This window comes from Streptomyces sp. NPDC058872, from assembly GCF_042743065.1.
In the GTDB taxonomy this organism is placed as follows: Bacteria; Actinomycetota; Actinomycetes; order Streptomycetales; family Streptomycetaceae; genus Streptomyces.
On record NZ_JBHYMK010000025.1, the window covers coordinates 35,089 to 53,412 of the forward strand.

General features: G+C 72.4%; 17 protein-coding genes. 6 read left to right on the forward strand and 11 right to left on the reverse strand.

Going from position 1 to position 18,324, the window contains the following annotated elements:
* Positions 1 to 80: 80 nt before the first annotated feature.
* On the reverse strand, positions 81 to 1,130 hold the full coding sequence (locus ACFW22_RS18065; protein WP_386405095.1) for a Zn-dependent alcohol dehydrogenase: 1,050 nt from the start codon (positions 1,128 to 1,130) through the stop codon (positions 81 to 83).
* Positions 1,127 to 2,059 (reverse strand): SDR family NAD(P)-dependent oxidoreductase, encoded by a 933-nt coding sequence (locus tag ACFW22_RS18070; protein WP_386405098.1) that lies wholly within the window; start codon positions 2,057 to 2,059, stop codon positions 1,127 to 1,129. Before ACFW22_RS18070 ends, ACFW22_RS18065 begins: the two co-directional genes overlap by 4 nt.
* A gap of 100 nt (positions 2,060 to 2,159) precedes the next feature.
* On the opposite strand from ACFW22_RS18070, the gene ACFW22_RS18075 reads away from it, so the two are divergent.
* On the forward strand, positions 2,160 to 3,086 hold the full coding sequence (locus tag ACFW22_RS18075) for a cyclase family protein (RefSeq protein ID WP_386405101.1): 927 nt from the start codon (positions 2,160 to 2,162) through the stop codon (positions 3,084 to 3,086).
* A gap of 155 nt (positions 3,087 to 3,241) precedes the next feature.
* Here the strand turns inward: ACFW22_RS18075 and ACFW22_RS18080 are convergent, their stop codons facing one another.
* The 4 genes from ACFW22_RS18080 to ACFW22_RS18095 all read right to left on the reverse strand — a co-directional run bounded on the left by ACFW22_RS18080 (position 3,242) and on the right by ACFW22_RS18095 (position 7,249).
* Positions 3,242 to 3,679 (reverse strand): ATP-binding protein, encoded by a 438-nt coding sequence (locus tag ACFW22_RS18080; protein WP_386405104.1) that lies wholly within the window; start codon positions 3,677 to 3,679, stop codon positions 3,242 to 3,244.
* Between the two features lie 352 nt (positions 3,680 to 4,031).
* On the reverse strand, positions 4,032 to 4,907 hold the full coding sequence (locus tag ACFW22_RS18085) for an acyl-CoA dehydrogenase family protein (protein WP_386405107.1): 876 nt from the start codon (positions 4,905 to 4,907) through the stop codon (positions 4,032 to 4,034).
* Positions 4,908 to 4,913: 6 nt separating this feature from the next.
* Positions 4,914 to 6,047, reverse strand: coding sequence for an acyl-CoA dehydrogenase (locus ACFW22_RS18090; RefSeq protein WP_386405110.1), 1,134 nt, complete (start codon positions 6,045 to 6,047; stop codon positions 4,914 to 4,916).
* Complete coding sequence (locus tag ACFW22_RS18095) at positions 6,047 to 7,249, reverse strand: amidohydrolase family protein (RefSeq protein ID WP_386405113.1); 1,203 nt, start codon at positions 7,247 to 7,249, stop codon at positions 6,047 to 6,049. The genes ACFW22_RS18090 and ACFW22_RS18095 overlap by 1 nt, the downstream gene beginning before the upstream one ends.
* Before the next feature lie 160 nt (positions 7,250 to 7,409).
* Between ACFW22_RS18095 and ACFW22_RS18100 the strand changes: the two genes are divergently transcribed.
* Positions 7,410 to 8,924 carry a class I adenylate-forming enzyme family protein gene (locus tag ACFW22_RS18100; protein ID WP_386405260.1) on the forward strand — a complete coding sequence of 505 codons (1,515 nt, stop codon included), beginning with the start codon at positions 7,410 to 7,412 and terminating at the stop codon, positions 8,922 to 8,924.
* On the opposite strand, the gene ACFW22_RS18105 is transcribed toward ACFW22_RS18100, so the two are convergent.
* Complete coding sequence (locus ACFW22_RS18105; RefSeq protein WP_386405116.1) at positions 8,896 to 9,270, reverse strand: STAS domain-containing protein; 375 nt, start codon at positions 9,268 to 9,270, stop codon at positions 8,896 to 8,898. The two genes, ACFW22_RS18100 and ACFW22_RS18105, sit on opposite strands and share 29 nt — an antisense overlap.
* A gap of 185 nt (positions 9,271 to 9,455) precedes the next feature.
* Between ACFW22_RS18105 and ACFW22_RS18110 the strand changes: the two genes are divergently transcribed.
* Entirely contained in the window at positions 9,456 to 10,037 is a 582-nt protein-coding gene (locus ACFW22_RS18110) for a sigma-70 family RNA polymerase sigma factor (RefSeq protein ID WP_386405119.1), read from the forward strand.
* A complete protein-coding gene (locus ACFW22_RS18115) occupies positions 10,034 to 11,335 on the forward strand; it encodes a maleylpyruvate isomerase N-terminal domain-containing protein (protein WP_386405122.1) in 1,302 nt (433 codons plus the stop codon). The genes ACFW22_RS18110 and ACFW22_RS18115 overlap by 4 nt, the downstream gene beginning before the upstream one ends.
* A gap of 73 nt (positions 11,336 to 11,408) precedes the next feature.
* Here the strand turns inward: ACFW22_RS18115 and purU are convergent, their stop codons facing one another.
* Both purU and ACFW22_RS18125 read right to left on the reverse strand, forming a co-directional pair.
* The gene (gene purU / locus ACFW22_RS18120) at positions 11,409 to 12,260 is read right to left on the reverse strand and encodes a formyltetrahydrofolate deformylase (protein WP_386405125.1); all 852 of its coding nucleotides are present in this window, start codon (positions 12,258 to 12,260) and stop codon (positions 11,409 to 11,411) included.
* A 60-nt stretch (positions 12,261 to 12,320) separates the two neighbouring features.
* Entirely contained in the window at positions 12,321 to 12,764 is a 444-nt protein-coding gene (locus ACFW22_RS18125) for a hypothetical protein (RefSeq protein ID WP_386405263.1), read from the reverse strand.
* A gap of 224 nt (positions 12,765 to 12,988) precedes the next feature.
* Here ACFW22_RS18125 and ACFW22_RS18130 point away from each other — a divergent pair, with 224 nt between their 5' ends.
* On the forward strand, positions 12,989 to 14,269 hold the full coding sequence (locus ACFW22_RS18130; protein ID WP_386405128.1) for an ABC transporter substrate-binding protein: 1,281 nt from the start codon (positions 12,989 to 12,991) through the stop codon (positions 14,267 to 14,269).
* Positions 14,270 to 14,284: 15 nt separating this feature from the next.
* On the opposite strand, the gene ACFW22_RS18135 is transcribed toward ACFW22_RS18130, so the two are convergent.
* The gene (locus ACFW22_RS18135; RefSeq protein ID WP_386405131.1) at positions 14,285 to 15,676 is read right to left on the reverse strand and encodes a hypothetical protein; all 1,392 of its coding nucleotides are present in this window, start codon (positions 15,674 to 15,676) and stop codon (positions 14,285 to 14,287) included.
* A 276-nt stretch (positions 15,677 to 15,952) separates the two neighbouring features.
* On the reverse strand, positions 15,953 to 17,335 hold the full coding sequence (locus ACFW22_RS18140; RefSeq protein WP_386405134.1) for a transcriptional regulator: 1,383 nt from the start codon (positions 17,333 to 17,335) through the stop codon (positions 15,953 to 15,955).
* 278 nt (positions 17,336 to 17,613) lie between these two features.
* On the opposite strand from ACFW22_RS18140, the gene ACFW22_RS18145 reads away from it, so the two are divergent.
* Positions 17,614 to 18,279, forward strand: a complete 666-nt coding sequence (locus ACFW22_RS18145; RefSeq protein ID WP_386405137.1) for a bifunctional DNA primase/polymerase — start codon at positions 17,614 to 17,616, stop codon at positions 18,277 to 18,279.
* The last annotated feature ends 45 nt before the right edge of the window (positions 18,280 to 18,324 follow it).

Sequence of the window (18,324 nt, forward strand, 5' to 3'; positions counted from 1 at the left end):
GGTGGCGGGCGGGCGGCCGTCGCCGCCCCGGTCGACGGCCGCCGGACCGGGCCCTCGGGCGGCGCCCCGCGCGCGCCCGTTCAGAACGTGAGCACGGCCCGGGCCACCGCGCCCCGCCCGGCGTCCTCGACGGCCCGTGCGAACTCCTCCACGGGATAGGTCCGGGTGACCAGTTCGTCGAGGAGCAGGCTTCCGGAGCGGTACAGCTCCGCGTAGAGGGCGATGTCCTTCTGCGGGCGGGAGGAACCGTACCGGCAGCCCAGGATCGACTTGTCCAGGAACATCGCGGCCGGCAGGAAACCGGCCTCGGCCTTCGGTGCGGTCACCCCGAGCAGGACGGCCTGGCCGCGCCGGTCGAGCAGGTCGATCGCGGCCCGGACGAGCCCGGTGTGGCCGACGCACTCGAAGACGTGGTCGGCACCGGTGGGAAGGACGCTCCGCACGTCGTCGGTGGAGGCGAGGAAGTGCGTGGCGCCGAACCGCCGGGCGACCGCCTCCTTCGCCGGATTCGTGTCGACGGCCACGATCGTCAGTGCGCCCGCGAGCCGGGCGCCCTGGAGGACGTTGAGGCCGATGCCGCCGGTGCCGAGGACGACGACGGTCTCGCCCCGGCCGACCCGGGCGCGGTTCAGCACGGCCCCCACTCCGGTGAGGACGCCGCACCCCAGGAGGGCGGCGGAGGCCAGCGGGACGTCCTCGGGGATCTTGACGGCCTGGACGGCCTTGACGACGGTCCGCTCCGCGAAGGAGGAGTTCGAGGCGAACTGGAAGAGCGGCTGGCCGCCGCGGGAGAACGGCTGCCCGGGCATGCCGATCGTCTTCCGGCACATGGTCGGTCGCCCCCGGTCGCAGTCGGCGCAGGCCCCGCAGTTCGCGAGGGTGGACAGGGCGACGTGGTCACCGGGGCCGACGTGGACCACACCGGGGCCGACGGCCTCGACGACGCCGGCCCCCTCGTGCCCCAGGACGACGGGCGGGGGGAAGGGGATGGTGCCGTCGATGACGGACAGGTCGCTGTGGCAGAGCCCGGCGGCGGCGATCCGGACGAGCACCTCGCCCGGGCCCGGGTCCCGCACCTCCAGGTCGTCGACGACCCGGACCTGCTCCCCGTCGAAGACGATCCCCCTCATGACCCGCTCCTCCCGCCGTCGTTGGGCCGCTCGCCGGCTGCGGCGGCCCGTGCCATCTCCTCCAACCGCGCCAGCATCGGCATGGGATCCGTGCCGACCGTTCCCGGCAGGAAGTCCGCGATGCGTTCGGGGGTCCAGGCGCCGCCTTCGGCGTACCCGGCCCGCAACTCCCTCGGCTGGGCCCAGACCGCGATCTTGGGTCCGGCGACCGTGTAGACCTGGCCGGTGATCCGCTCCTCCCGGGCGCGGTCGCTCAGCAGGTAGACGACGAGTGCGGCCACGTCCTCCGGTTCGCCGATCTCCTTCAGCTCCACGGGGACGTTGGCGGACATCCGGGTCCGTGCGACCGGCGCGACCGCATTGGCGGTGACGCCGTACTTGTGGAGCCCCAGGGCCGCGCTCCGCACCAGCGAGATGACCCCTCCCTTGGCGGCGGAGTAGTTGGCCTGGGCCACGGACCCCTGGTGGTTGCCGCTGGTGAAGCCGATCAGCGTCCCGGTGCCCTGCTTGCGCATGACGGCGGAGGCCGCGCGGAAGACCGTGAAGGTGCCCTTCAGGTGCGTGGCGACGACCGGGTCCCACTCCTCCTCGGACATGTTGAAGAGCATCCGCTCGCGCAGGATGCCGGCGACGCAGACGACCCCGTCGATCCGCCCGTACGCGGTGAGGGCGGCCTCGACCACCCGTGCCCCGCCCGCCATGGTGGAGATGTCGTCGGCGACGGCGAGGGCCGTGCCGCCGGCCGCCTCGATCTCCTTGACCACCGATGCCGCGACCTCGGAGGTCGGCTCGCCCCCCTCGATGGACACCCCGTAGTCGTTGACGACGACCTTCGCCCCCTCCGCCGCGCACGCGAGGGCGACCGCACGGCCGATGCCGCGCCCCGCCCCCGTCACGGCGACGACCTTCCCAGCCAAGAAGTTCCCCACGCCGGCCCCTTCCCGCATTTTCTGACGGTCCGTTAGATTTGTTCGTCGTCAGGATTCTACGGTCCGTCAGATACCGGAAAACAAGACCCCGGAGGCCTCGATGTCCCTCCCCGCCGCCTTCCACGAGATCGCCAAGCACCTCAACAACTGGGGCCGCTGGGGCCGGGACGACGAGATCGGCACCCTCAACCTGATCACCGACGGGGTCGTGCGGGAGGCCGTCGCCACCGTCCGCAGCGGGCACCGCATCCCGCTCGCCGTCGACCTGAAGCAGGACGGGGTGCAGACCGGCATGATCCCCGGCCGGGTCAACCCGCTCCACGTCATGGTCCAGATCAACCAGGAACTCTTCGGCCCCGGCACGGTCGCCACCAGCGACGACGTCGTGACCCTCGGCCTCCAGGCCGGCACCCACTGGGACGCGCTGACCCACGCCTCCCATTCGGGCCGCATCTACAACGGCCGGCCCGCCGCCACCATCACGCCCCACGGCCGGTCCGAGTTCAGCGGCATCCACACCGCACGCCACCTCGTCTCGCGCGGGGTGCTGCTCGACGTGGCCGCCGCCAAGGGCGTCGACCGACTGCCCGGCGGCCACGCGGTCACCCCCGAAGACCTGGACGAGGCGGCCGAGTTCGGCCGGGTGACGGTACGGGCCGGTGACGTCGTCCTGGTGCGGACCGGCCAGATCCAGCTGTACCTGGCCGGGGACCGCCACGGGTACGCCTTTCCGTCACCCGGCCTGTCCGTGCGGACGCCCGCCTGGTTCCACGCCCGGGACGTGGCGGCCGTCGCCAACGACACGCTCACCTTCGAGATCTTCCCACCGGAGATCGACGACCTCTGGCTGCCCGTGCACGCCCTCGACCTGGTCGAGATGGGGATGCTCCAAGGGCAGAACTGGAATCTGGAACACCTGTCCAGGGCCTGTGCACACGAAGGGCGCTACGCCTTCCTGCTCTCCGCGATGCCCGAGCCCTTCGTCGGCGGAACGGGCACACCGGTGGCCCCGGTCGCCGTCCTCTAGGACCCACGGGCGGCGGCGCGCTCGCACGCGCCCCGAGCACGGCACGGCCCGCCGCCACCCGACAGCGACCCGCACACGCCGAGGACCCACGGCCCTCGGCTCCCCTCGCTCGCCACGAATCGCTCACCCCAGGGTGGGCAAAACGGAACGAACCGTCAACAGTGCACCCGTCCGGGCGACAAGGAGGGCACGGGGGGCTCGGGCACCACTCGGTCCACCTCGCACCAGATGCTCTTGCCGACGCCCTCCACCTGCCAACCCCAGCGGTCCGCGAGCCCGTCCACCAACTCCAGGCCCCGCCCATTGGTGTCACTGCCCGCCGCGTGGCGCGGCCGCGGCGGACGGTCGCTCGCATCGGCGACCTCGACCCGCACCCCGCCCTCCGCGGCGAACAACATCCGCAGCACGGCCGGGCAGCCCGTGTGCACCACGGCGTTGGTCACGAGCTCGGAGATGAGCAGCACCAACGTCTCGATGAGCGACTCGTCGTCCTCTATGCCCGATCCGGCGAGCCGTGACCGGGCCCACCTCCGAGCTCGTCCCACCTCTGCCGGGTCCGGCCCGACCTCCAACTGAACCTGAAGTACCTGCACCGCTCACACCATCCGAACCGGCGGACACACCTTCACGGAACGTGATTTCCTTGTGGGACAGCATGGTTGACGTACAGTCACCGCAACAAGCGCTTCAGGCATATTCCAGCGCGAAGGAGTACGCATGGTCCATACTGTGCGACGCACGCGGCGGGTGGTCGAACGTCGGGTGCGAGCGGCGGGCATTCCCGGCCACGGAGTCACCCCAGGGGCGACACCGGGACGCTCCGGGCCGACACGCACTCGCACCTCACGGAGAGTACCGGAACCGGAGGTCGACTCCGGGCCGTGACGGCCGCGTCGGAGGACACAACCCGATATCGACACTCCGTGAGCATCCGGGAGCAGAACGCTACAGCCCGGCGGCCGCCTCCTCCTCGGCCCGCGCCGCGGGCATCCACAGCTCGGCCCGCACCCAGGCCCGCTTCAGGTGCAGATGGACGTCGGCCTCCCAGGTGAAGCCCATGCCGCCGTGCACCTGGAGGCAGTCCCGGGCGTTCTCGACCGCCGCCCGGTCGGCGAGGAGCTTGGCGCCGGCGATCTCGACCGGATCGCCGGTGACGGCCGCCGCGTAGACGGCGGCGCGCGCCAGTTCGGTCCGCACGAGCATCCCGGCGCACAGGTGCTTCACCGCCTGGAAGCCCCCGATGGCCCGCCCGAACTGCTCTCGCTGCCGCGCGTGGGAGACGGCGGCCCCGGTGGTGGCCCCGGCGCTCCCGACCTGTTCCGCAGCGGTGAGCAGCACTTCCACTGCTCCCGGACTTCCCGCGCCCCCACCGCCCCCTGCGCCGGGCACCCGGTGCAGGGGGGTCAGCGGATCCACCGAGCGCACCGGTACGGCCCCCGTCACGTCACCCCGCACCACATCGGCCGCGTCCAGCCAGGGCACCAGCCCCTCCGACGCCCCGGTGACCACGACGGTGCCCTCCGCCGCCCCCGGCACGGAACCGGCCGCCGCGTGCGTGGCGACCAGCGGCCCGGGCAGCAGCACCCTCCCGGCCTCCTCGAAGACGAGCACCGCCTCCGGCAGGCCGAGCCCCACGCCCCCGTCCGCCTCCGGGAGCCGGAGCGCGAAGAAGCCGGCCGCGCCGAGCTCGCGCCACCGTTTCCGGTCGAGGTCCGGGGAGTCCACGGCGGCCCGCAGCGCCTCCCGGTCGAAGAGCCGGGCGAGGAGTTCCCGCACGCCCCGGCGCAGCGCCCGCTGGTCCTCGGTGAGTCGGAAGTCCACGGCGGTTCACCGCCCCTTCGGCAGGCCGAGGATGCGCTCGGCGACGATGTTGCGCTGGATCTGGGAGGTGCCCGCGGCGATCGTGTACGAGAGCGAGGAGAGCCGGTCGAGGGTCCAGTCGCGGCCGAGGTCGAGCGCGTCGGGCCCGAGGACGGCGGCGGCCGCGTCGTACAGCTCCTGACGGGCGTGCGAGTAGTGCAGCTTGAAGACCGAGCCGCCCGCACCGGGGACCCCACCGGTCGCCTGGGCCTCGCTGACGTTGGCCTGGACGAGTCTCCACAGGGCCCGGAACTCGGCGGAGAGGCGACCGAGCCTGCGGCGCAGCACGGGGTCGTCCCAGGTGCCGTTCCCGCGGGCGGTGCGGGCGAGTTCGCCGAGGAGGCGACGGCAGGCGACGACCTCTCCGACGAAGGCGGTGCCGCGCTCGAAGGAGAGGGTCACCAGGGTGACCCGCCAGCCGTCGTTCTCCTCGCCGACGCGGTTCTCGACCGGTACCCGGACCTCGTCGAGGAAGAGTTCGGCGAACTCGGTCGAGCCGGCGAGGGTCCGCAGCGGCCGTACGGTGACGCCGGGTGCGTCCATGGGGAGGGCGAGCCAGGTGATGCCGCGGTGCTTGGGCGCGTCGGGGTCCGTCCGCACGAGCAGTTCGCACCAGTCGGCGACCTCGGCGTGCGAGGTCCAGGTCTTCTGCCCGCTGACGACGTACGCGTCCCCGTCCCGGACGGCCCTGGTGCGGAGGGAGGCGAGGTCCGAGCCGGCGTCGGGTTCGCTGAACCCCTGGCACCAGACCTCGTCGCCGCGCAGGATCGGCGGCAGCCACCGCGCGCGCTGGGCGGGGGTGCCCTCGGCGGCGATCGTCGGGCCGGCGTGGAGGAGGCCGACGAAGTTGGCCCCGACGTAGGGCGCTCCGGCGAGCTCGGTCTCCTCCAGGAAGACGAGCCGTTGGGTCGGGGAGGCGTCCCAGTGGGTGTCGGCGTATCCGGCGTCGTGCAGGCGGCGTTGCCATCCGCAGTCGTAGGCCCGGCGGGCCGGCCAGTCGAGCGGATCGGGCCGTTCGGGGAGGTCGGGCAGGGTGGCGGCGAGCCATGCGCGCAGTCGGGCGCGGAACTCCTCCTCCTCGTCGGTCAGGGAGAGGTCCATCAGGCGGTGCCCCGGTCGAGGTCGAGGTCGAGCATGCGGATGGCGTTGCCCCGCATGAGCTTGTAGACGGTCTCGTCGTCGAGGCCCCGGACGTGGTCGAGGGCGACCTGTTTGGTGTGCGGGAAGGTCGAGTCCACGTGCGGGTAGTCGGTTTCGAAGGTGGCGTTGTCGCGGCCGACGACGTCGAGGGACGCGATGCCGTGCTTGTCGCGGAAGAAGCAGCAGAAGATCTGCCGGTAGTAGTACGTGGAGGGGGGCTCGGGGACGAGGTCGCGCACCCCGCCCCAGGCGCGGTGTTCCTCCCACACGTCGTCGGCGCGTTCGAGGGCGTACGGGATCCAGCCCATCTGGCCCTCGCTGTAGGCGAGCGTGAGCCGCGGGAACTTCACCAGCACCCCGGAGAAGAGGAAGTCCATCATCGAGGCCATGGCGTTGTTGAAGCTCAGCGAGGCCTGGACGGCGGGCGGGGCGTCGGGGGAGGCCGCGGGCATCTGGGAGCTCGACCCGATGTGCATGTTGACCACCGTGCCGGTCTCCTGGCAGACGGCGAAGAACGGGTCCCAGTGGCCGGAGTGGATCGACGGCAGGCCGAGGTGGGTGGGGATCTCGGAGAAGGTGACCGCCTTGACCCCGCGGGCGGCGTTGCGCCGGATCTCGGCGACGGCGAGGTCGACGTCCCAGAGCGGGATGATGCAGAGCGGGATGAGTCGGCCGCCGCTGTCGCCGCACCACTCCTCGACCATCCAGTCGTTGTAGGCGCGGACGCAGGCGAGGGCGACCTCCTTGTCGTGGGCCTCGGCGAAGGTCTGGCCGCAGAAGCGCGGGAAGGTCGGGAAGCAGAGGGACGCCTCGACGTGGTTGAGGTCCATGTCCTGGAGGCGGGCGGCCGGGTCCCAGCAGCCGCGGCGCATCTCCTCGCGGGTGATGCCCTCCAGGGTCATGTCGTCGCGGTCGAAGCCGACGGCGGCGATGTTGCGCTTGTACGGGAACATCAGGTCCTCGTAGATCCACCAGTCGGCGGGCGGCCCTTCGGGGTCCATGGTGATCCGGTACGTGCCTCCGACGTAGGCGAGCTCGCCGATGCCGGCCGTGAGGGGCCGGGGCCCGCGGTCGCGGTACTTCTTCGGGAGCCAGGTCTCGAAGAGGTGGGCCGGCTCGATCACGTGGTCGTCGACGCTGATGATGCGGGGCAGTTCCGTCATGGAGCCTTCTCCCGGACTCGATGGCCTTTTCTGATGACCCGTCAGATGTGACGGAATCAGGCTAGCCCCGCACCCCTGGACCGACAAGCGTCGGCCGCCTACGCTCACCGCACGATCTGACGGAACGTCAGCCAAGAGGAGTACGGCCATGGACACGGCTCTGGACCAGACCGCGCACGCCCTCGGCGAGTCCCGCACGCTCTGGGAACTCGTCGAGCGCCGCGCCGCCCTCACCCCCGACCGGCCCGTCCTCCTCCAGGGCGACCGGGTCCTCACCTTCGACGGGCTGCGCGAGCGCGCCGAGCGCTGCGCCGCGGGCCTCCACGAGAGGGGGGTGCGTCCCGGCACGGTCGTCGCCTGGCAACTGCCCACCCGCATCGAGACCGCCGTGCTCTCCTTCGCACTCGCCCGCATCGGCGCCGTGCAGACCCCGGTGATCCCCTTCTACCGGGACAAGGAGGTCGGCTTCGCGCTGCGCGAGTCCCGGGCCGCGCACTTCGCCGTCCCCGGAAAATGGCGGGGATTCGACCACACCGAAATGGCCCGACGGCTCGGCGCGCCCGGGATCTTCGAGGCGTACTCCCCCGAGGACCTCCCGGACGGCGACCCGTCGGTCCTGCCTCCCCCGCCCGTCTCCGGGACGGACGTCCGCTGGATCTACTGGACCTCGGGCACCACCTCCGACCCCAAGGGGGTCCTGCACACCGACCGCTCGCTCCTCGCGGGCGGCTCCTGCCTGGCCCACACCCTGCGCCTGACCGCCGAGGACGTCGGCTCGATGGCCTTCCCCTACGCGCACATCGCCGGGCCCGACTACACGGTGATGCTCCTGCTGTACGGGTTCCCCGCGGTGATGTTCGAGCAGTTCTCCCTGCCGGAGGCCCTCGACGAGTACAACCGGCACGGCGTCACGATCGCCGGCGGCTCCACCGCCTTCTACGCGATGTTCCTCGCCGAGCAGCGCAAACAACCCGGGAAGCCCGTCATCCCCACCCTCCGACTGCTCGCCGGCGGGGGCGCGCCGAAGCCGCCCGAGATCTACCACGCGGTGCGCAGGGAGATGGGCTGCCAGCTCACCCACGGGTACGGCATGACCGAGGTGCCCATGATCACGATGGGCTCCCCCGACGACACCGTCGAGGACCTCGCCGGCACCGAGGGCCGCCCGCCCGCCGGCATGGAGATCAGGATCGCCGGGGACGGCGGGGTGCGACTGCGCGGCGAAGCCGTCTGCCGGGGCTACCTCGACCCGGCACAGACGGCCACCGCCTTCGACGAGGACGGCTTCCTCGTCACCGGTGACCTCGGCCGCCTCACCCCCAGCGGCCACCTCGTCCTCACGGGCCGGACCAAGGACATCATCATTCGAAAGGGCGAGAACATCTCGGCCAAGGAGATCGAGGACCTCCTCCACCGGCACCCGGACGTGGGCGACACCGCCGTCATAGGCCTTCCGGACGCCGAGCGCGGCGAACGCGTCTGCGCCGTCGTCGAGCAGCCCCCGGGCGCGGCGCCGCTGGCCCTGCCGCAGGTCACCGAGTTCCTGCGGGAGGCCGGGCTCTCCGTCCACAAGCTGCCGGAACAGCTGGAGGTGGTGGAGGCGCTCCCCCGCAACGAGACCTTGCGCAAGGTCCTCAAGTACAAGCTCAGGGAACGCTTCGGTCCGACTCCGTGAGCGCCTCCGACACGTCCTCGTAGACCTCGAAGAGGCGGCGGACGCCGAGTGTGGAGAGCACCCGTCCGACGTGGCCGTCCCCGGCCCCGGCGTCCTCGGGCAGGATCAGGCGGAGCCGGCCGCCGCAGGAGCGGAGCAGCCGGCGGGCCGCGATCAGCACGCCGACGCCGCTGGAATCGCAGAACCGCACGGCCGACAGGTCGATCACCAGGTCGTGCCGGCCGCCCGCGACGGCGTCGTGGACGCGGCGGCGTATCCCGGGGGAGGTGACCAGGTCCAGCTCCCCCTGGACACGGAGAACCGTCCAGGGGCCGTACTCGTCCTCGTCGAGCTCGATCGTCGTCACGGACGGCGCCTGCCCCACCGGGGCACGCCGAAACCCCCGCCACGAGGGATGACGCTTTCCTTACCATCACCATCCGCGTCAAGGGCGCACTTGCAGCAAACAGGAGTGCGTTGGCGCACGGGCGCACTACTTTTGAGCAGGAACGGGAAGCAGAAGGTCGGGATCCAGGAGGGGCGGAGGGCCACATGGCGATGGACACACCACCGCGCTGGGACCGCAAGATGCAGCAGCGGCTGGCGCGCGGGGAGGCCGCCGCCCTGGGCGAGTTCTACGACCGGTTCGCCGCCCTGGTGCACACGCTCGCCCACCGGGTGCTGGCCGACGACACGGCAGCCGACCAGGTCACCCGCGAGGTCTTCGGCTACGTCTGGGAGAACCCCGACGCCTACGACCCGAAGCAGGGCAGCATGCGCGCCTGGGTCGCCGGTCTGACGCAGCGGCAGGCGGTGCACCGACTCCGCCAGGCCGAGGTCAGCGCGTACGCGGAGACGGGCATCGGTTCCACCGAGGAGCTGGAGCAGAAGGTCCACCGGGCCGCCGTCGCCGCCCGCGCCGACTACATCGTCACCTCCATGCCCGCGCCGCTGCGGGCCGCGCTCGAACTGGCCTACTTCCAGCGGCGGGACTACCGGCAGACCGCAGCGGACCTCGGCGTCACCGAGGACGAGGCCCGTCGCCGCCTCCGGCTCGGCCTCCAGCTGCTCTCCTCCGCGCACACCCGGGCATTCGAGGGTGCCGCACCGCCCGGCTACGGAAGGTCGTCGTGACCGCGACGGACGGCGACGGGGAAGACGTCGCACGCGCCCCTTGGATACCGGGGCCGCGGCGGGCCGCCGACGACCACGCGGACCTGACGGCACGACCGCCGGCCGAACCGGAATCCGCGGTGGAGGCGCCACCGGAACCGGAAGCCGCGCCGGAGGCCGCGCCCGAGGACCCGGTCGAGGAGGAGCCGGACGTACCGGTCCTCACCCACAACGTGCTCAAGTCCCTCCTCGGGGCCTGGGCACTTTCCGCGTGCTCCGGAGGCGAGAGCAGGGCCGTCGAGGACCACCTCACCGTGTGCGCGCCGTGCGCCGACGAGGCCCTCCGGCTCCGTGACGCCGTCGCCCTCCTCCACGAGGACCGCGACCTGGACCTCGACCCGCTGCTCCGCTCCCGGGTCCTGGAGAACTGCCTGGGGCGCCGCCCGGCCCGCATACCCGTGCCCGACTGGGCCGCGCCGTACGACGCGGAGACCGCCCGGCTCGACGCACTGCTCCGGGACATCGGCGAGGCCGAGTGGCACGCACCGGTACGGCTCAAGTGGTACGAGGAGGACCGCCCGGTGCGGCGGAAGGCCACCGTGGCCGCGGTCATCGGGCACCTGATGGCGGTGGACGGCATGGTGTCGGCGGCCCTGGGCCTGGAGGACCCCTTGGGCAAGGGGGTGCCGGAGCTCTCTCCGACGGAGCGGACCGAAGCGTTCTGGGCGAAGCTGGGCCACCCTCCCCACCGCGCCCTCCGGGGTCCGTGGCGGAGCCAGTCGCACACCCTGGTCCGCACGGTCTCGTTCGCGGGCCGAGGGGTGGGGGACCTGACCGTGCCGTACAAGGGCTTCGCCCTCCCGCTCCGGGACTCGCTCCTGGAACGGGCCTTCGAATGCTGGCGGCACGCGGACGACATCGCGCACGCGGTGGCCTATCCGTACGACCCGCCGAGCGGGCCGCACCTCCACGGGATGATCGACCTGGCGGCCCGCCTGCTGCCGGTGGCCCTCGCGAACCGCCGTCGCGCCGGACGCGCGTCTCCGGCCCGGCACCTCATCGCGGCGGGGCGCCCCGGCCGTTCGCTGCACCTGGAGATCGAGGGAGCGGGCGGCGGGCACTGGTACATCGCGCTCGACTCCCCCGCGGCGGTCGGCTCCGCCGATCGCACCGTCGCCCAGGTGGCGATGGACGGGGTGGAGTTCTGCCAGCTGGTGGCCGGCCACATCTCGCCGCAGGAGGCCGCCGCGGGCCAGGACGGCGACCGGGAAGCGATCCGGGACGTGCTCGGGGCCGCGGCGTCCCTGAGCCGGCTGTAGGCCGCCGGGACCGCGGGCCACGCGGTCCCGGGAGGCCAGGCGCGCCCCGGGGAGGCCACGCGGTCCCGGGAGGCTACGCGAAGACGATCGTGCGGTGGCCGTTCAGGAGGATGCGGCGCTCCGCGTGCCACTTGACCGCCCGGGCGAGCGCCTGGCACTCCACGTCGCGCCCGACGGCCACCAGCTGCTCCGGCGTCACCTCGTGTCCCACCCGCTCGACCTCCTGCTCGATGATCGGGCCCTCGTCGAGGTCGGCCGTCACGTAGTGGGCCGTCGCGCCGATCAGCTTCACGCCCCGGGCGTGTGCCTGGTGGTACGGCTTGGCGCCCTTGAAGCTGGGGAGGAAGGAGTGGTGGATGTTGATGATCCGCCCGGAGAGCTGCTTGCACAGGTCGTCGGAGAGGACCTGCATGTAGCGGGCGAGGACGACGAGTTCGACGTCCTCCTCGTCGACGAGCGCGAGCAGCTCCGCCTCCGCCTCCGCCTTGGTGTCCTTCGTGACCGGAATGTGGCGGAACGGGACGCCGTAGGACCCCACCAACTCCTCGAAGTCCCGGTGGTTGGAGACGACCGCGACGATCTCCACCGGCAGCGCCCCGATCCGCGACCGGAACAACAGGTCGTTCAGGCAGTGGCCGAACTTCGACACCATCAGCACGACCCGCATGCGCTCGTCGGCCCGGTTGATCTGCCAGTCCATCGAGAAGGAGTCGCCGACGGCGGCGAAGCTCGCCCGCAGCTTGTCCACGGTCACCGGCGCCTCGGCCGAGAAGTGGACCCGCATGAAGAAGAGACCCGTGTCGCGGTCTCCGAACTGCTGACTGTCCTCGATGTTGCAGCCCGTGATGAAGAGGTAGCTCGACACGGCATGCACGATGCCCTGCTTGTCGGGGCACGAGAGGGTGAGGACGTACTGGTCGGTCATCCCGTCAGCCTGCCACACCCGGGACGGGCCCGGAACGCACCGTCCGTCAGGCGGAACGCCTCAGGACCGGGTCACGATGCGGAGCACGTCGAGGGAGCACGGGGGTGCATCGGGGTCCTCTCCGTCGGCCCGGGCGAGGCGGACGTGGGCCTCGCGGGCGGCGCGCACGGCCTCCGGCCAGCCCGGGTGCTCCAGGTAGGCCGTGACGGGGGCGTCCGGACCGACCTGGTGCAGGATCCTCAGCACGCGCAGGACGGCGAGGTCGACGAGGGCGGCCTCGCCGGAGTCCCGGAAGATCGAGCCCACGTACTTCTCGGCGGACCAGTTGTCGAGCCAGGTGTCCTCGACCAGGCGGTAGACGGCGTCGGTGACGTCGCCGTACCCCTCCCGGCCGGCCAGCCAGGTCGTCTCGTGGAACCCGGGGTCGGAGAGCATGTGCAGCGCCGAACGCACGTTGATGCGCCAGCGCCACCACGGCATGTCATTGAGCGGCATGCCGCCCATGGTGGAGGAGCGACGGCCGCGACGGGAAGGGCTGGCCGAAGTCGAGGGGGAAGCGGAGGCCGGATCGGTGGCTTGATGGGTGGGGGTACTGGGCACGTTTCGATCGTACGTTTCCCGTACGACAAGCGGACTCGCCCCCTCCTCATAGCGCCCGCCCCCGTAATTCACCTTCACGTCACCCATCGTTGAACCATGCTCACTGCCGCGTTACCCCTGGGGCGGAAATGTGCATGCCCATGACCGGTAGGCGAATGACCTCACTCCTCGCATACGTCACGACTGCAGCGACCGGCGCATCGCTGCTCACCGGATGCGGCGTGCTCCCTGGAGCCACGGGGGGCTCCAGGGAGCCCGTCACCGTAATGACCTGGGCTCCTGAGCAGACCCGAGCCACCAACATGCCCGGCATGCCCGCCATGGCACAGACCTACGCCCGATGGGTGAACTCCCAGGGCGGCATCGACGGACACGAACTGCGCGTCCTCACCTGCAACGAACAGAACACCGCCACCGGCGCCGCCGCCTGCGCCCGCCGGGCCGTCCAGGAGAACGCGGTGGCCGTCGTCGGCTCGTACAGCCAGAACGGCCGCGCCTTCATGGCCCCGCTGGAAGCCGCCGGCATCCCGTACATCGGCGGCTACGGCATCGCGGAGGAGGAATTCAACAACCCGCTGTCGTACCCCGTGAACGGCGGGGTGGCCTCCCTCGTGGCCGGACACGGCATGCAGCTCGCCGACTCCTGCGACAAGGTCTCCCTGGTCCGGCCCGACACCCTCGCCGGCGACAGGCTGCCCGAGCTCCTCAACTCCGGCCTGCGCAAGGCGAGCCACCGGGGCGCCGTGGACATCCCCGCCGTCGAGGACGCCGCCGAGTACACCCAGCAGGCCGACCGGGCCCGCAACCGGGCCGGCGACGAGAAGGGCTGCGTGACCGCGGTCCTCGGCGAGCGCACCCAGACCTTCTTCGACTCCTTCCGGCGCCTCCCGAAGCCGACGGAGGAGAAGCAGGACCGGGACCCCGTCCGGATCTCCTCGGTGCTCGGCAGCGTCGGCCAGCCCGTCATCGACCGCACCGGCGGTGCGCACAGCCCCTTCGAGGGAGCGTTCGTCACGGGCTGGTACCCGGAGGCCTCCGACAAGAGCTGGGACCCGATGCGCAAGGTCATCCGGGCGCACGCCTTCGCCGACAACCGGGTCGACCCGGCCGATCCCGGCGTGCAGACCACCTGGATCGCCTACACGGTCCTGAAGGAGGTCATCGAGGGCATCGACCAGGACAGCATCACGGCCGAGCGGATCACCCACGCCCTCACCCAGGGGGAGCGCATCGACACCGGCGGCCTCACCCCCGCCCTGCGCTGGCGGTTCGAGGACCTGCTGGGCGCCCCCGGCTTCCCCCGGATCGTCAACCACGAGGTGACCTTCCAGGTGGTGCGCCAGGGGCAGCTGGTGGCGCAGCGGCCCGGCTTCGTCGACGTCGGCGAGACCGTCCTGAGCGCACCCTGACCGGCTGCTGCCCGGCTACAGCTGGGAGTAGGAGCGCTTCTCCAGTCCGTACTTCGCGGCGGTCGGGTTCCACAACCCGGCCGCCTCTCGCTTGGCCGTGGTGGCCTCGCCGCTCTTCGCGTCGGCCGCGGCCCGCTGGTCCGTCGAGCGGGCCTTGCCGCCCTTGCACAGGGCCTTCTTGTTCTTCGCGAGCTGGTCGGCCCAGGCCGCGTACTGGTCGTCGGCGGCGGCCGACGCCCGCCAGGCCTTGGTGAGGGCCGAGGCCAACGCCGCGCTGTCCGGGAGCTTGTCGATCGAGAGCGACTCCAGCTTGGTGACCAGATTGCGGCGCTGGTCGGCGGCGCCCCGCAGATCGCTCGCGGCCTGGTCGAGGTTCTTGCACTGCTTGATGGACTCGACCGAGCTGATCACCGTGTCACGGCTGTTGCTGCTGGTCGCGAGGAGCTTGCTGAGCTCCTGCGCCTGCGGCTCCGCCGGATCGGTCTGCTTCTCCGTGGGCTCCGCGCTCGGGGAGGGCGCGGCGGAGCTCGCCGCCACGTTCTGCCCGCCGGTCTGGGGGTCCTTCTTGTCGCCCCCACCGCTGAGCAGCGCCCCGGCGCCGAGGCCGACGACCGCACAGCCCGCGACGACGACGGCGATCAGCGCGAGCGGAGACTTGCGGCGCGGCGCGGGCTCGTCATCGTCGTAGTAGGCGTCCTGATAGGCGTACTGCCCGCCCGGGCCCTGCGGTCCGGCCGGTGCCCCCTGCTGCGGCTGGTGGTGCTGGGGCTGCTGGTACGGGGCGGGACCCGGCTGCTGGTAGCCCTGCGGCGCGTACGGCTGCTGGGGCGGACGCGGCGCCTCCGTACGGAAGAGGTTGTCGAACTCGGCGGGCGGCTGCCGCTCGCCCGGCACCTGCGTCGGCACGGGGGCGATGTACTGGGTCGCGTCCGAGGCACCGGCCGGCCCCTGGGGCGCGTACGGGCCCGCGCCCGGGAACTGGCCGCCGGGGCCCCCGCCCTGCTGCGGCGGCACGGGGGCGATGTGCTGGGTGGCCTGCAGGTCGGCGGCGGCCGGGGCGCCGGGCCCGGGGTAGCCGTACCCCGGCTGCGGCACCTGCTGCTGCGGCGGCACCGGCGGCAGGTACTGGGTGGACTGCGCGTCGGCGGCCGGGGCGCCGGGTCCCGGGTAGCCGTACCCCGGCTGCGGCACCTGCTGCTGCGGCGGCACCGGCGGCAGGTACTGGGTGGACTGCGCGTCGGCGGCCCCCGGGGGCGCCTCCGGAGGCAGCGGCTGCGCGGGCGGCAGCGGCTGCCCGCCCGGCTGGCCACCGGCGGGGCCCCAGGCGCCGCCCCACGGCTGCGCTCCCCCCTGCGCGGGGGGCACCGGCGGGTACTGCGACTCCGGACCCTGTCCGTTCTGCGTCACCGGGAGCTCCTACTGATGGACCTATGGAATCGTCGGTCACGCTACCGGGTGCGTACGGGGGTCCGCACACACGTGTGAGACCGGTTACACAACCGGTGCGCGAAACCGGGGCCCGGGGGCGTCCCGCGATCCGCGGTGGATCGGCACGCGGCGTCAGCCGCGGTGCACCGCACGGCGGAAGGGCATCCCCGCACCGGGCGCACGCGGGTGGTCCGACGGCACGGCGAGGTGCCGTGGCCGTCGTCGTGCGCCCGCCGGGGGCGGCGGAACGGCCCTTCAAGCCGCGTGGAGCTCCATCCGTGCGTCGAACTCCCGCACCACCGCTTCCTCCGCATAGGGCTGCAGGCGCTCCCGCAGGTCGTCCAGGTACCCCGCGCCCCGCGACGAGCGGAGCGTTCCGAGGAGTTCGAGCGCCTGGACGCCCGTCCGGCAGGCCTGCTCCACCTCCCGCTGCTGGACCCGCGCCGAGGCGAGCAGGGCGAGGCCGATCGCGCGCCGCCGCACCCGCGGCTCCGGATGTCCGGCGACCGCCTCCTCGGCCGCCCGCACCGCGGCCTCCGCCCGCCCCAGGTCCCGGTGGCAGTGGGCCATTTCGTCCGCGAGGTAGGCCGCGTCGAAGTGGACGATCCACTCCGGGTCCTCGTCCACTTCCGGATCGGCCCGCTCCAGGGCGCGCTCGGCACGGCCCGCCGCCGACTCGAAGGCCCCGGAGTCGCCCGTCAGGGCGTGTCCGCGCGCCTCCGCCGCGAAGAACATCGCCTCCGCGCGCGGCGGCACCTTCCCGCGCGTGCCCTCCTGGGCCGCCCGTGCCAACTGGGCGATTTCCCGGGGGTTTCCGAGCTGCGCGGCGAGGTGACTCATCGAAGCGGCGAGGACGTAGCCGCCGTACCCCCGGTCCCCGGCAGCCTGGGCGAGCCGCAGGGCCTGGATGTAGTACCGCTGGGCGAGGCCCGGTTCACCGGTGTCCACCGCCATGTATCCGGCGAGCTCGGTCAGTCGGGCCACCGCGGCGAAGAGCCGTCGGCCGACCTCCTCGCGGTACGAGCCGGTCAGCATCACCGACACCACGCTGTCGAGGTAGTGCACCACCACCGGCCGCACGTGCCCGCTGCCGAAGCGCCGGTCGAGGTCGACGAGTGCGGTGGTCAGCTCCCGCACCGCCGTCACGTCCGCGATCCCGACGCGGGCACCGCTCGTCCGGGCCACGTGCGCGTCCGGCCCGGTGATCAACCAGTCCCTGCTGGGTTCGACGAGCGCGGAGGCCGCGACCGCCGCACCGCTCAGGAAGTCCCGGTGCCCCACGTCGCTGCGCCACAGCTCGCAGGCCTGCTCGATCGCCGCGGGGACGGTCGGCGCGAACTGCAGCCCCACTCCGGCGGCGAGGTTCCGGCCGTTGGCCATGCCGACCTCGTCGATCGTGATCGTTCGCCCCAGCTTGCGGCCCAGTGCCTCGGCGATGATCCCGGGCGCCCGACCGCGCGGCTGCTGGCCGCGCAGCCAGCGGGCCACCGAGGTCTTGTCGTACCGAAGGTCGAGGCCGCGCTCCGCACCGACCAGGTTGACCCTGCGGGCGAGACCGGCGTTCGAACAACCGGCTTCCTGAATGAGCGCCTGGAGCCGTTCGTTGAGCTGACGCGGAACGAGTGGCCTGGCTGCCATGGATTACCCCCTGAGGCCGTGCGGTGATCAACAGAGAAGGGATCATTGCCCGGTGAATATGCACTCAATGCAGATGTGAACAAGCGAAACCGGACACGTCAGCCGCGACACCGACACCGCGCCCCCCGGGTCCGTACCCACCCCCGCTTCCCGACCTTTCGCGCGCCCCCATCAGTGCACCCATGCGCCCCACGTGCAGGATCGATGCGTCAACACACCCTCCGCCCCGCCCGTAACCCCAGGTGGCGGGTGAAGTTGTGCTGTGCGTGGAAGAGACCATGGGAGTCACGGACGCCGCACAGATCCCCAAGCAGCGGGGCGAGCAGCTGCTGGACAGCGCCGTGCGGTACGCGGAAGAGCGGCACTGGGACGTGTTTCCCGGGACCTGGCTGGAAGTCGTCGAAGGCAAGGAACGCTGCTCGTGCGGAGCGGAGGCGTGCGCCGCGCCCGGTGCCCACGCCGTCCGGCCCGACTGGTCGACCCAGGCGACCGGCAGCGGCGTCGGCGCCCGCCGGATGTGGTCCAAGACCCCGAAGGCGTCGATCCTGCTGCCGACCGGCCGCACCTTCGACGCGATCGAGGTGCCGGAGACGGCCGGCTTCCTGGCACTCGCCCGCATGGAGCGGATGGAGCTGACGCTCGGACCCGTGACCTGCACCCCGGACCGCCGGATGTACTTCTTCGTCCTGCCCGGAGCCGCCACCAAGGTGCCCGACCTGGTGCGCAAGTTGGGCTGGGTCCCGGCCTCCATCGACCTGGTCACGCGCGGCGAGGGGTACTACGTGGCCGCCCCGCCCACCCGGATCGGCGGCTCCGGTGCGGTGCAGTGGGCGCGCCGCCCCACCCCGGCGAACCGCTGGCTGCCGGACGCCGAAGAGCTGATCAGCGCCCTCGCGTACGCCTGCGGCCGGGAAGCAGCGGAGGCGAGGAGCCGGGCCCAGTGACCCCGGGGGCCGAAGGCCCCGCCTTTAGGGTGTCCCCGTAACGCT